Raw genomic sequence first — 12,229 nt, forward strand, 5'->3', positions numbered from 1 at the left:
GCCGGTGGCTCCGCGGCGCTGATGCGCGTCCCGGCGGCGTCCGGGTCAGCGGGCGGTGCTGCCCCGGACCACCAGTTCGGCCGGGTAGATGACCGGTTCCAGCTGCTCGTCCGGGTTTTCGATCGCGCGGATCAGGAGCTGTCCGGCTGTCACGGCCATATCCACCATCGGCTGCGTCACCGTGGTCAGGCCCATGCCATTGGCCGCCAGGAGGGAATGGTTGTCGAATCCCACAACAGCAACGTCCTCCGGAACCCTCCGGCCCCCGCCCCGCACAGTTTCAATTACACCCAGGGCCATCAGGTCCGAGGCGGCGAAAACGCCGTCGAGCTCCGGCGCCTCGGAGAATAGGTTCCTGGCCGCTTCGGCGCCGCCCGCCGTCGTGAAGTCCCCATGGATGACGGGCCCGGGCTGCAGCCCGGCCTCCCGGACACCCTGCGTCCATCCGTCCAGGCGGTCGACTGCCGCTGTCATGTCGGCGGGTCCTGCCACGGTTCCCAGCCGGGTGCACCCGGTGGCGGCCAGGTGGCGGGCTGCAAGCCGGCCGCCCTCGAAGTTGTCCAGGTCCACATAAGGGACGCCGAAACCCGCGGCCCAGGGCCTGCCGATGAAGACAGTGGGCAGGCCGGTTGTGCCAAGGGTCTCCGCCCAGTCGTCCGCCTTGTGGAACGAGACCACGATCGCGCCGTCCACGTGCCCGCCCCGCAGGTACCGCATGGTCCGGGCGGAATCATCCCCCGCCCGGGACATCAGCAGCACCAGCTGCATGTCGGTGCCCCGGAGTGCCTCGTTGACGCCGGTGATGACGGCGGCGAAGAAGGGGTCCATCATCACCCGTGCGTCCGGCTCCGGGATGACCAGCGCAATGGATCCGGTGCGCCTGGTCACCAGGCTCCGGGCCGCACGGTTCGGCGTGTAGCCGAGCGCCACGATCGCAGCGTCGACGGCGGCCTGGGCCTCCGGACTGACCTTCAGCCCGCCGTTGATCGCCCTGGACGCGGTGGAGCGGGACACTCCGGCGGCCGTGGCGAGGTCCTCGAGCGTCGGGCTGGGCCGCCCGGCGTGCAGGAGGCCGGGCCGGCGGGACTTTTCGTTCATTACACAGACAATACGACACCTGGCTCCGTCGACGGCACGGGGCTGCTGCCGGCAGGAATGGCATTGGATGCGGCCACCGCCGAGTACCACCAGGCACTGGCTTTCGGGATGCGCTCCTGGGTTGCATAATCAACCCGGACCAGGCCAAAGCGCTGGTGGTAGCCGAAGGACCACTCAAAGTTGTCCAGCAGGGACCACGCCAGGTATCCGCGGACGTCCACGCCGTCAGCTATGGCACCATGCACCGCCTGGAGGTGTGCTGCGAAGAACCCCAGCCGGTCCTGGTCGTCCACGAAGCCCGCCTCGTCCGGGACATCGTCGTACGCTGCACCGTTTTCGGTGATGTAGAGGGGGATCCCGGCAGGACCCGTGTACTCAGCCTGCAGCCGGTTGAGCAGCCGCCGCAGCCCCTCCGGCTGGACCTCCCAGCCCATTCCCGTCACCGGCAGGCCGCGGGACACCGATCGGGCGCCGTCGGCTGCCACGAACGGGGAGGACACCGGGCGGGCTGCCTGTCCGGGAGCCGACGTCGTCTCCTGCCCCGCCTGTTCCCCGGGGTCCGCCGGGTCCTTCGTGAGGGATTCACCGTGGTAGTAGTTGACGCCCAGCAGGTCCAGCGGCGTGGAAATGGCCTCCATGTCCCCGTCCTGCACCAGGTCAGCCAGTCCAAGGTGCGCCACGTCTGCCAGAAGGTCTGCCGGGTACTCCCCCCTGAACAGCGGGTCCAGGAAGATCCTGTTGAACTGGCCGTCGATCCGCCTGGCGGCGTCCCGGTCGCTGTCGCTGGCGGGATCGCGTGGGTCTGCGACCGTGAGGTTCAGGGTGATGCCCACGGTGGCGTCCGGATCCTCGCGGCGCAGCCCGCGGGCCGCCAGGCCGTGCCCGAGCAGCAGGTGGTGGGCGGCGGCAAGTCCTGCCCGCGGGTCCTGCCGTCCCGGCGCATGGACGCCGGCCGCATAGCCCAGGAACGCCGAGCACCACGGTTCGTTGAGGGTGGTCCAGATCCGGACCCGGTCCCCCAGGACGCCGTGCATGAGCGCCGCGTACTCGGCGAAACGGTAGGCCGTGTCCCGGTTGGCCCAGCCGCCCTTGTCTTCAAGCGCCTGCGGCAGGTCCCAGTGGTAGAGGGTAAGCCACGGTGTGATTCCGGCGGCCAGCAGTTCATCCACCAGGCGGGAGTAGAAGGCAATCCCTTCCGGATTGGGCGTAACGCCGTCGGGCATGCAGCGGGCCCAGGACGTGGAGAACCGGTAGGCCTTCATGTGCAGCTGGCCCATGAGCGCCACGTCCTGCTTGTAGCGCCGGTAGTGGTCGCAGGCCACGTCACCGTTGTGGCCGTCGGCCACGGCACCGGGCAGCCGGGCGAACACATCCCAGATGGAGTCCTGCCGGCCGCCGGTGTGTGCTGCGCCTTCAATCTGGTAGGCAGCTGTTGCCGCGCCCCAGAGAAAGCCCTCCGGAAACGGAAGTTGGGTGGGGCTCATCCTTTGACTGCTCCTTGCATAATTCCGGATACGAGTTGGCGTCCCGCCGCTATAAACAGGAGCAGGAGTGGGACGGTGGCCAGGACGGCGCCCGCCAGGACCACGGAATAGTCCACGAAGTGCGCGGCCTGCAGCAGCTGCAGTGCCACTGGAAGGGTGGGGTTTGACGGGTCGAGGACAATGAACGGCCAGAAGAAGTTCGTCCAGGTGGCCACGAAGGTGAACAGGGCGAGCATGGCGGCCGCAGGGCGCGCGGCCGGGAACCCGATGTACCAGAAGGCCTGGATCATGGACGCCCCGTCCATCCGCACGGCCTCGATGAGTTCATCCGGGAGGGCGTCACGCAGGTATTGGGTCATCCAAAACACGCCGAAGGCGGTCACGACGCCGGGGATGATGACCGCCCAGAGCGAGCCGGTCCACCCCAGCTTGGACATCACGATAAACAGCGGGACGACGCCCAGCTGGGTGGGAACCGCCATGGTGGCGATGACGAACACCAGCAGCCCCTTGCTGCCGCGGAAGCGGAGCTTGGCAAAGGCGAATCCGGCAAGGGTGGAAAACACGACGACGGACGCCGCGGTCACGCACGAGACGATGAGGCTGTTGCCCATCGCCTTCCAGAACGGGATGCTGTCAAAGACTTTCGCGGCATTGGCCAGGAAGTTCCCGCCAGGCAGCAGCGGGATGCCGCGGCTCAGGACGGTGTTGTCATGGCTGCCCACCAGGAAGGACCAATAGAGCGGAAAGAGGGACGCCAGGAGGACAGCGCCCAGGAAGCCGTAGGTGAGGAAGCCGGGCCGGCGGTCACTTCCGTGGCCCGACTTTTGTTTCCGGGTACCTGGCCCGCGCCGCGCCGCTGCCTTGGCTGCCCCTTTCCCGGCGGTCTGTTCGATCATGGGAATGGAGCTCACTTGCGGCCTCCCTGGCTTGCGATGCGCTTGGTGATGAGGAAGTTGAGCAGGGCGATCACCACAATGATCAGGAAGAGCAGCCACGCCACGGCGGAGGCCCTGCCGAAGTTGCGCTGGCCCCAGCCGAGTTCCCAGATGTACATGGTCAGCGTCTGCCACTGCCGGTCCGCTCCGCCCAGGCCGGACTGGTCAAAGACCCGCGGCTCGTCGAAGATCTGCAGGCCGCCGATGGTGGAGGTGATCACCACGAAGATCACCGTGGGCCGCAGCATGGGGACAGTGACGGAGACGAACTGCCGCAGCCTGCCGGCGCCGTCGATCGTTGCCGCCTCGAACACGTCGCGCGGGATGGCCTGCATGGCGGCGAGGAAGATCAGCGCGTTGTAGCCGGTCCAGCGGAAGTTCACCATGGTGGCGATGGCCAGGTGGCTCGCAACGGAGTCGGAATGCCACCGGACCGGGTCAAGCCCTGCCGCCTTCAGCATCTCGTTGATCAGCCCGAACTGGTCCGCGAAGAGGTTGTTGAAGATCAGGCCTACCGCCACTGGCGCCACCACGAACGGCACCAGGACCCCCATCCGCCAGAACGTCCTAGCCCTCAGGTTCGCGTCCAGCACCGCCGCGATCACCAGGGCGATGACAACCTGGGGGACTGAAGACAGGATGAAGATGCTGAAGGTGTTGCCCACTGCATTCCAGAAGTAGGGCTGGGATACAACGAAGGCGTAGTTTTCCAGGCCCGTGAACTTCCCCTGTCCGCCAATGAGGTTCCAGTTGTGCAGGGAAACCCACGCTGTGTAGACGAGCGGGAAGAGCCCGGTGACGGCGAACAGGATAAAGAACGGCGAGATGTAGAGGTAGGGGGACAACTTGACGTCCCACTTGGAGACCTGCTGCGAGAAAGCCAGGCGCCGGACACCCTTCGTGTCCTCAGGCGGGGCCTGCCCCGCAGCGCTCCGTGGCCGGACCCGGTCGGTGACAGCCATGCCTAGAGGGACTTCACTGCGGTGACGAACTTCTCCCAGGAGGAGGCGGCGTCGTCCGACTTGTCGACGTCCACGCGGGTGAGGGCCTGCTGCATGGCGTCATTGATGGCGAAGTACTTGGTTCCCTTGAACGGGGTCACGTCAACAGCCTTGGCGCGTTCGGCGAAGATCTGGCCGGTAGGGGCGCCGTTGAAGAACTCGCTGGTCTGGCCCAGCAGTTCCGGGCTTTCCAGTGCCTCCTTTTGGCTGGGGAAGGTGCCCTTGGCGGTGAAGGCCTTGATCTGCTGCTCGGGGGCGGTCAGCCAGCCTGCCAGCTTCTTGGCCTCGGCCTGGTGTTCGCCCTGGGTGGGAACCGTCAGGTAGGAACCACCCCAGTTTCCCCCGCCGCCGGGGAAGACGTCGGCAACATCCCAGCCGGTGACCCCGGCCGCGTTGCCCTCGATGACCCCCAGCATCCAGCCCGGGCAGAGGGTTGTTGCGAAGGCGCCCGTCTGGAAGCCGGAGGCCCAGTCGTCGCTCCACTGGCTAAGGTGGGCGGACAGCCCGTCCTTGGTGGAGGCTTCCAGGACCTGGTTGTAGGTGTCCTTGACCTTCGGGTTCTCCGTGGCGATGACGGTGCCGTCCTCCTCCTCATAGACCTTCTCGAGCTGGTTGCTCATGCCCTGGTAGATCGCCCCCGCCGAGTCGAACCATGCGGAATCCGGGCTTGCGGCCTTGAAGGCCTTGCCGGCCTCGAAGTAGCTGTCCCAGGTGGTCCCCAGCATCTTGGCAACTTCCCCGCGTTCGGTGGGCATGCCGGCCTTCTTGAGCAGCTCGGCGTTGTAGCAGACGGCTTCAGGGCCGGAGTCGGTCCCGTAGCCAAGCAGCTTGCCGTCGGCGGTCGTGGCGGCCTCGGCCTTCCAGTCCAGCCAGCGGCCTTCCACAGCGGGGTCCTTCAGGTCTGCAAAGCGGTCCGGGTACTGCAGCAGTTCCGGAAGCCAGTCCACCTCAACGGCCTCGATATCGGACAGGCCGGAGCCGGCGGCCAGGCGCGTGGTGAGGTTGTCCCGTGCCTCGTTGGTGGTTGCCGCCTTCTTGTGCTCAATGGTCACGTTCGGGTTCAGCGCTTCGTACTCTTCGAAGAGTTTTTCGTACCCGAATTCGTTGAAGGTACCCACCGTGAGCGTGACGGGACCGGAGCCGGTGGCGCCGTCGACGCCGCTTGATTCAGGGGCGGACGAGCCGCAGGCCGTCAGCGACAGGGCCAGGCAGGCGGCCGCAGCCGACAACACAGAGAACTTGGTTGGGTTTTTCACAGGAAAGACTCCTTCGTCAGAAAAAATGCCCTGTCGACCCACATGACGGTCGGAGGCGGAGAGGTGGTGCGGTGGAACTGCCCCGGGGCAGTGGCCCGAGCGTGGGAGCGCTCTCACCACATGGTGTCCCACCTCACAACTCCTTGTCAAGAGCCGGTAGGAGCGCTTCCACGCGACCCTTGCCGGTACTCCCCCGCGGTGTTACGCTTCCCCGACGAGAGCGCTCCCACGGCTGCAGCTTTTCCTGTCGCCCACGCTCGACGATTCCCGCCAACGAACAGGACAAGCAATGCCGCTAGCCCACGTCCCCCATCCTCCGCGCGCCGGCAGACCCCAGAACCCGCAGCAGGGGCGCACCCAGGCCCGGCGCCGGCACGTCGCCGGCACTGTCGCCGGCGCCGTCGCCCTCCTCGCCGGCCTGGTCGCCAGCGGAGGAAGCATGGCCGCTGCTGCGCCGGCCGCTCCCGCCGTTTCAAAGGCATCGGCTTCAAAGGCATCGGCGCAACAGGCTCCCGCACCGGCTGCTCCCCCTGCCCTTCCCCAGGTTGCAGAGCCTGACTTCGGACCCAACGTCCGGATCTTCGACCCCGGCATGCCGGTGGCCGAAATCCAGGCCACGGTTGATTCCATCGCCGCTGAACAGGTGGACGATGAGATGGGTTCCAAACGCTACTCACTGCTGTTCAAGCCGGGAACCTACGGCAGTGCCGAAGAGCCGCTCATCGTCCAGGTGGGCTACTCCACCGAGGTGGCGGGGCTGGGCGCTTCCCCCACGGATGTCACCATCAACGGGCACGTGGACGTCTACAACCGGTGCCTCACCGCGGACAACTGCATCGCCCTGAACAACTTCTGGCGGTCCCTGTCCAACCTCACCATCAATGTCACCGGCCTCGAAGGCTGCCGCAGCTCCGCCAATTTCTGGGCGGCCTCGCAGGCGTCCCCCATGCGGCGGATCAACATCACCGGCGGCAACCTCTCCCTCATGGACTACTGCACCGCCGGACCGCAATACGCCAGCGGCGGCTTCATCGCCGATTCCAAGACGGGCGATGTCATCAACGGCTCACAGCAGCAGTACTTCGTGCGTGACAGCAGCATCGGCAACTGGTCCAACGGCGTCTGGAACCAGGTCTTCTCCGGAGTGGACGGGGCACCGGCGCAGTCCTTCCCGAACCCGCCGTACACCACTTTGGCGAGCACGCCTATCAGCCGCGAAAAGCCTTATCTCACGCTGGATGCCGCCGGCCAGTACAGCGTGTTCGTTCCCGCCGTCCGCACGGACTCCGCCGGGACCACGTGGGAAAACGGCCCGACGGCGGGGCGCAGCATCCCGCTGTCAGATTTCTATGTGGCCCGCCCCTCGGATTCGGTCAAGACCATCAATTCCCAGCTGGCACGCGGCAAGAACCTCCTGTTCACCCCGGGGGTCTACGGCATTGATGAGAGCATCGAGGTCAAGAGGGCCAACACCATCGTCCTGGGGCTGGGGATCGCCACCCTCACCGCCATCAACGGCGCCGTCCCGCTGACCGTCGCGGATGTGCCCGGCGTGGACATTGCCGCCGTCACGATTGATGCCGGCGAGGTGAATTCACCGGCACTCATGCGGATCGGGAAGGCCACGCACGGCGGCGGCGGCGCCGCCAACCCGGCTGTCCGCACGGACCCCGGCAACCCCACCGTGCTCCATGACGTGTTCTTCCGCATCGGCGGTCCTCACGTGGGCAAAGCCTCGGTCAGCCTGGAGGTCAAAAGCGACAACGTTCTCCTGGACCACATCTGGGCCTGGCGCGCCGACCACGGCAACGGGGTGGGCTGGACCACCAACACCGGCAGGAACGGCGTGATCATCAACGGTAACAACGTCACCGCCACCGGCCTGTTTGTCGAGCACTACCAGGAGTACAACGTCATCTGGAACGGCGAAAACGGCAGGACCGTCTTCTTCCAGAACGAGCTGCCCTATGACGCGCCGAACCAGGCCGCCTGGCAGCACGACGGGGTCCTCGGCTGGGCGGGCTACAAAGTCGCCGATTCGGTCAAGACCCACGAACTCTGGGGCGGCGGCAGTTACGTCTACAACAACGTGGACCCCACCATCCACGCCACCCGCGGCTTCGAGGTACCGGTGACACCCGGCGTGACACTGCACAGCCTGCTGACCGTCAACCTGGGTGCCGGCACCCTGGACCACGTCATCAACGACACCGGCGCACCCGTGTCGACGGACGCCGTCGGGATACCCAGCTACGTCCCCAGTTTCCCCTAGGCGGGATGCGCGCGGACGGGCGTTTCCCACCCCCGTCCGCGCAGGCTGCCAGGGGCGGCCGCATGACCGTAAGGGGACTTGTCCCCGGTCTGCGTGGGCCGGGCGGGAATCTGTTCCGGAAGAAACATTTGACTTGGATGGCCGGACCCTTTACGCGCGCGTATTCAGATGTAAGCGCTTACATGTGTCCCGCGAACTGGCTTTGGGGTGCATGGAAACATACTTGCGCCTGGTTCCCGCCTCTCCCTACGGTGGGTGCGGCCGGGAGCCCACAAAGTCTCCTGGCCTTTGAACCGGCGGTCCTACGCCGGTTCGCCTCCGAACAACGGCGTCCCTGATGACGCCTGCGGAATCGGGGCCGCCGGAGTATCGGGAAATGAGGGCAGATGCCCGTCTTCCACGAACAGTTACAACTCCGCGAGAAGAGCAATAATGCACAAGCACCCCCAAACCCCCCGGATGCCGCGGTGGCGGTCCGCCGCCGCGGCACTGGCAACAGCCGTGGCTGCCTCGACCTTCCTTGCCGTGCCGTCGGCGCAGGCCAACGAGCCTGCCGATCCGCCGGCCGCAGAGCAGATGCCGGCGCCGACCCCCGGTTTCCCGCTCCCCACGGAACACACCCAGGAAGCCTTCGACCCGGCGTCGGACTTCACCTCCAAGTGGACCCGCGCCGATGCCAGCCAGATCATGGCGCAGAGCGACACCACGGTGGCTCCCGGACAGAACTCCATGAGCCCGGACGTCACCATGCCGGAAATCCCCGAGGATTTCCCCACCATGAATGAGGACGTCTGGGTCTGGGACACCTGGTCCCTGACGGACGAGAATGCCAACCAGATCAGCTACAAGGGCTACGACGTCATCTTCTCGCTCGTCGCTGACCGCCACGCCGGCTACAACTTCGACCAGCGCCACTGGAACGCCCGCATCGGCTTCTTCTTCCGCAAGACCAATGCGGACCCGGCCAAGGACAAGTGGAACTACGGCGGGCACCTCTTCGTCGACGGATCTTCCATCGGCAACACCGAGTGGTCCGGCTCCACCCGCCTGATGCAGGGCAACCATGTGAACGTTTTCTACACGGCCACCACTTTCCACGACGTGGCTGAGCGGAATGCCGGCGGCGGCGGCATCGCCCCGGACGCGGCAATTGCCAAGGCCCTCGGCAACATCCATGCCAACGAGGAACGCGTCTGGTTCGACGGCTTCGAGCACACCAAGCTGCTCGAGCCGGACGGCAAGATGTACCAGACCAAGGAGCAGAACCCGGGCTTTGCATTCCGCGACCCGTTCACCTTCGCCGACCCGGCGCACCCCGGCAAGACCTTCATGGTCTTCGAAGGCAATACGGCCGGCAACCGCGGCGAGTACCAGTGCACCGAGGAAGACCTCGGCTACCGTGAGGGCGATGCCAACGCAGAATCCCTCGACGAAGTGAACAGCAGCGGCGCCTTCTACCAGACCGGCAATGTGGGCCTCGCCGTGGCTGACAACAAGGACCTGACCAAGTGGTCCTTCCTGCCTCCGATCCTCTCCGCGAACTGCGTCAACGACCAGACTGAACGTCCCCAGATCTTCATCCAGAACGAGGACGGCAAGAACAAGTACTACCTGTACACGATCAGTCACCAGTTCACGTACGCGGCCGGCATGCGCGGCCCCGACGGCGTCTACGGCTTCGTGGGCGACGGCGTGCGCTCCGACTACCAGCCCGTCAACAACTCCGGCCTGGCACTCGGTTCGCCCACCGACCTGAACCTGCCGGCCAACAACCCGAGCGGCACCATCTCGGGCCAGCAGAACGGCCGGCAGTTCCAGGCCTACTCGCACTACGTGCAGCCCAATGGACTCGTGCAGTCGTTCATCGACAACGTCAACGGCGTCCGCGGCGGCTCCCTGTCCCCGACCGTGAAGATCAACTTCAAGAACGGCGTCACGCAGGTTGACCGCAGCTTCGGCGAGAACGGCCTTGGCCCGTTCGGCTACCTGCCCACCAACGTCCGTGTCGGCGGCGAGGGACTCTACAAGTAACCAACACCTCGAGGCCACCTCGACGACACATCCTGCTTGCAGGCGGCGCACCGGCAGTTCCCTGCCGGTGCGGTAGCCGGCACCAGTGCGGAGCGGGGCGCCATCCCAGGCGTCCCGCTCCGTTGCCGTGGCGCACCGGCGCCCGGACAAGCAGCCCCAACTGAAATGGTCACCATGTCGGAAAAACCTGATCTCCGTACTCCCGCCAGCCGGCGCACCGCCTGGGCAATAGCGGCAGCCCTCGCAATCCTGGCTGCCCTTGTCTCCACCGTTGTCCGGATCGAGGGGTCGAGCGCCAAAGTGAGGGCAGAAGAGGCCCTTCGGAGTGTTGCGACAGCACAGTCTGCATCCAAGGATGCGGCGGGCGTTTATGCCTCCTATTGGCTGACTGGCGGTGACCACAGCCTCTCTGCCGCCCATCCGGTCCAGGCGGAAGGGGTAGCGGACCTCAGGAGCATCAGTTGCGACGACGGCTGGGTAGCAGCAGCCCGGGTTGACGGCGAAATCTACGTGCGGTCAAACCTCGAGGAAGGCGCTGTTGCGGCAGGAGCCGGGGAAATCCGCCGGCCCGGCTGCGTCACTGATGAAGCCCTCCGGCGAATGCTTTCCGACGTTGGCCTGCAGGAACAGCCAGCGGAGCCCGGGTCAATCGCCGACCGGCCGCAGGACTCATCGAAGTACCGCCCGAACTACCACATCACTCCCGAACGCAACTGGATGAATGATCCGCAGCGGCCCTTTTTCCTCAATGGGCTCTGGCACTACTACTACCTGTACAACTCCGACTATCCGGAGGGAAACGGAACCGAGTGGTACCACCTCACCAGTGAAGACCTGCTGACCTGGAAGGACGAAGGGGTGGCCATTGAGAAGTACAAAAACGGGCTGGGGGACATTGAAACCGGCAGCGCGGTGGTGGACTACGAAAACACTGCCGGATTTGGGCACGGCGCCGTCATCTCAGTACTGACGCAGCAGGACCAGGGCGTCCAGCGCCAGTCCCTGTTCTACTCAACCGACGGCGGATACACCTTCAACGCGTACGAGGGCAATCCCGTGATGGACAACCCCGGAGCGGAGCACTGGCGGGACCCGAAAATTGTCTGGGACGGGGAACGCAGCCAGTGGCTCATGGTCCTTGCCGAGGGACACAAGATCGGCATGTATACCTCCTCCAACCTCAAGGATTGGCGCTACGTTTCAGGTTTCGAGCGGACCGGCCTGGGGACACTGGAATGTCCCGACCTGTTCCAGCTGGATCTGGACGGGGATCCTGCCAAGAGAACCTGGGTGCTCGCGGCAAGCGCCAATGGAACAGAAGAGGGAAGAACCACCGGCGTCGCCTATTGGACCGGAAGCTGGGACGGAACCCGCTTCACGCCCCGGGACGAGGACCATCAGTGGCTGGACGCCGGATCCGACTTCTACGCAGCCGTGACCTGGGACGACCCCCGGCTCACCGAAGGCCAGAAAATGCAGTCCCGGCAGGCAATCGGGTGGATGAACAACTGGGACTATGCCCGGAAGCTCCCAACCGCGGACTGGCACGGCGGCATGGACACCCTCATCCGGGACATCCGCCTCAAAACCGTCCAGGACCGCCCGACCCTTGTCTCTGCTCCTGCGAAAACCTTGGGCCGGCTCGGGGGCCAGACGTTGGATCTCCAAGGGTCCACACCCGACGGCATCAAGAAGCTTCCGTCCTCCCAGGGAGGGGCGTACCGGCTGGACGTGACGCTTGAGCGGCCCGGACCCCATGACGGATCCGAGGCACGGATTTCCATGGAAAGCGGCGGCTCTGCGTTTGCAGCCATCGGTTACAACTTCCAGGACGGCACCGTGTTCCTGGACCGGCAGCACCCCGCCGACAGAGACCTGGGCCCGCTCTTCACCCAGCGGCGGGCTGCAACAGCCCCGGCGAAAGACGGCCTTGTGAAGCTGACTGTCTTCGTTGACTACTCTTCCGTCGAAGTGTTCGTCAACGACGGCGAGCAAACACTGACGTCGCTCGTCTTCCCGCGCTCGGAACAGCACGCCATCAAAACGGTCACGGACAAGGGGCCGCTCCCGCTTAAATCACTGGACTACACGCCCCTGTCACCGGCCCGCCAATTGCCGCTGCACAAGCTCCCCTGACGCTACCCACGCC

The 12,229-nt window shown here is 65.7% G+C and carries 8 protein-coding genes; 3 read left to right on the forward strand and 5 right to left on the reverse strand.

Annotated features, from left to right (window positions below):
• Positions 1-45: 45 nt before the first annotated feature.
• The 5 genes from ACQ3DC_RS12980 to ACQ3DC_RS13000 are packed head-to-tail and all read right to left on the reverse strand — an operon-like array spanning position 46 to position 5,777.
• Positions 46-1,098 carry a LacI family DNA-binding transcriptional regulator gene (locus ACQ3DC_RS12980; RefSeq protein ID WP_430752419.1) on the reverse strand — a complete coding sequence of 351 codons (1,053 nt, stop codon included), beginning with the start codon at positions 1,096-1,098 and terminating at the stop codon, positions 46-48.
• Positions 1,098-2,582, reverse strand: a complete 1,485-nt coding sequence (locus ACQ3DC_RS12985) for a glycoside hydrolase family 1 protein (RefSeq protein ID WP_430752420.1) — start codon at positions 2,580-2,582, stop codon at positions 1,098-1,100. Before ACQ3DC_RS12985 ends, ACQ3DC_RS12980 begins: the two co-directional genes overlap by 1 nt.
• Positions 2,579-3,496, reverse strand: a complete 918-nt coding sequence (locus ACQ3DC_RS12990; protein ID WP_430752421.1) for a carbohydrate ABC transporter permease — start codon at positions 3,494-3,496, stop codon at positions 2,579-2,581. The genes ACQ3DC_RS12985 and ACQ3DC_RS12990 overlap by 4 nt, the downstream gene beginning before the upstream one ends.
• The gene (locus ACQ3DC_RS12995; protein WP_430752422.1) at positions 3,493-4,482 is read right to left on the reverse strand and encodes a carbohydrate ABC transporter permease; all 990 of its coding nucleotides are present in this window, start codon (positions 4,480-4,482) and stop codon (positions 3,493-3,495) included. Before ACQ3DC_RS12995 ends, ACQ3DC_RS12990 begins: the two co-directional genes overlap by 4 nt.
• Positions 4,483-4,484: 2 nt before the next feature.
• The gene (locus ACQ3DC_RS13000) at positions 4,485-5,777 is read right to left on the reverse strand and encodes an ABC transporter substrate-binding protein (RefSeq protein WP_430752423.1); all 1,293 of its coding nucleotides are present in this window, start codon (positions 5,775-5,777) and stop codon (positions 4,485-4,487) included.
• A gap of 289 nt (positions 5,778-6,066) precedes the next feature.
• Here ACQ3DC_RS13000 and ACQ3DC_RS13005 point away from each other — a divergent pair, with 289 nt between their 5' ends.
• From ACQ3DC_RS13005 to ACQ3DC_RS13015, 3 genes are all read left to right on the forward strand, one after another.
• Positions 6,067-8,049: an adenylyl cyclase gene (locus tag ACQ3DC_RS13005; RefSeq protein ID WP_430752424.1), complete on the forward strand. Its 1,983-nt coding sequence runs from the start codon at positions 6,067-6,069 to the stop codon at positions 8,047-8,049.
• Between the two features lie 432 nt (positions 8,050-8,481).
• A complete protein-coding gene (locus tag ACQ3DC_RS13010) occupies positions 8,482-10,080 on the forward strand; it encodes a glycoside hydrolase family 68 protein (protein WP_430752425.1) in 1,599 nt (532 codons plus the stop codon).
• 174 nt (positions 10,081-10,254) lie between these two features.
• Entirely contained in the window at positions 10,255-12,216 is a 1,962-nt protein-coding gene (locus ACQ3DC_RS13015) for a glycoside hydrolase family 32 protein (protein ID WP_430752426.1), read from the forward strand.
• Positions 12,217-12,229: the final 13 nt, after the last annotated feature.

The organism is Paenarthrobacter sp. NEAU-H11 (assembly GCF_050573415.1).
In the GTDB taxonomy this organism is placed as follows: domain Bacteria; phylum Actinomycetota; class Actinomycetes; order Actinomycetales; family Micrococcaceae; genus Arthrobacter.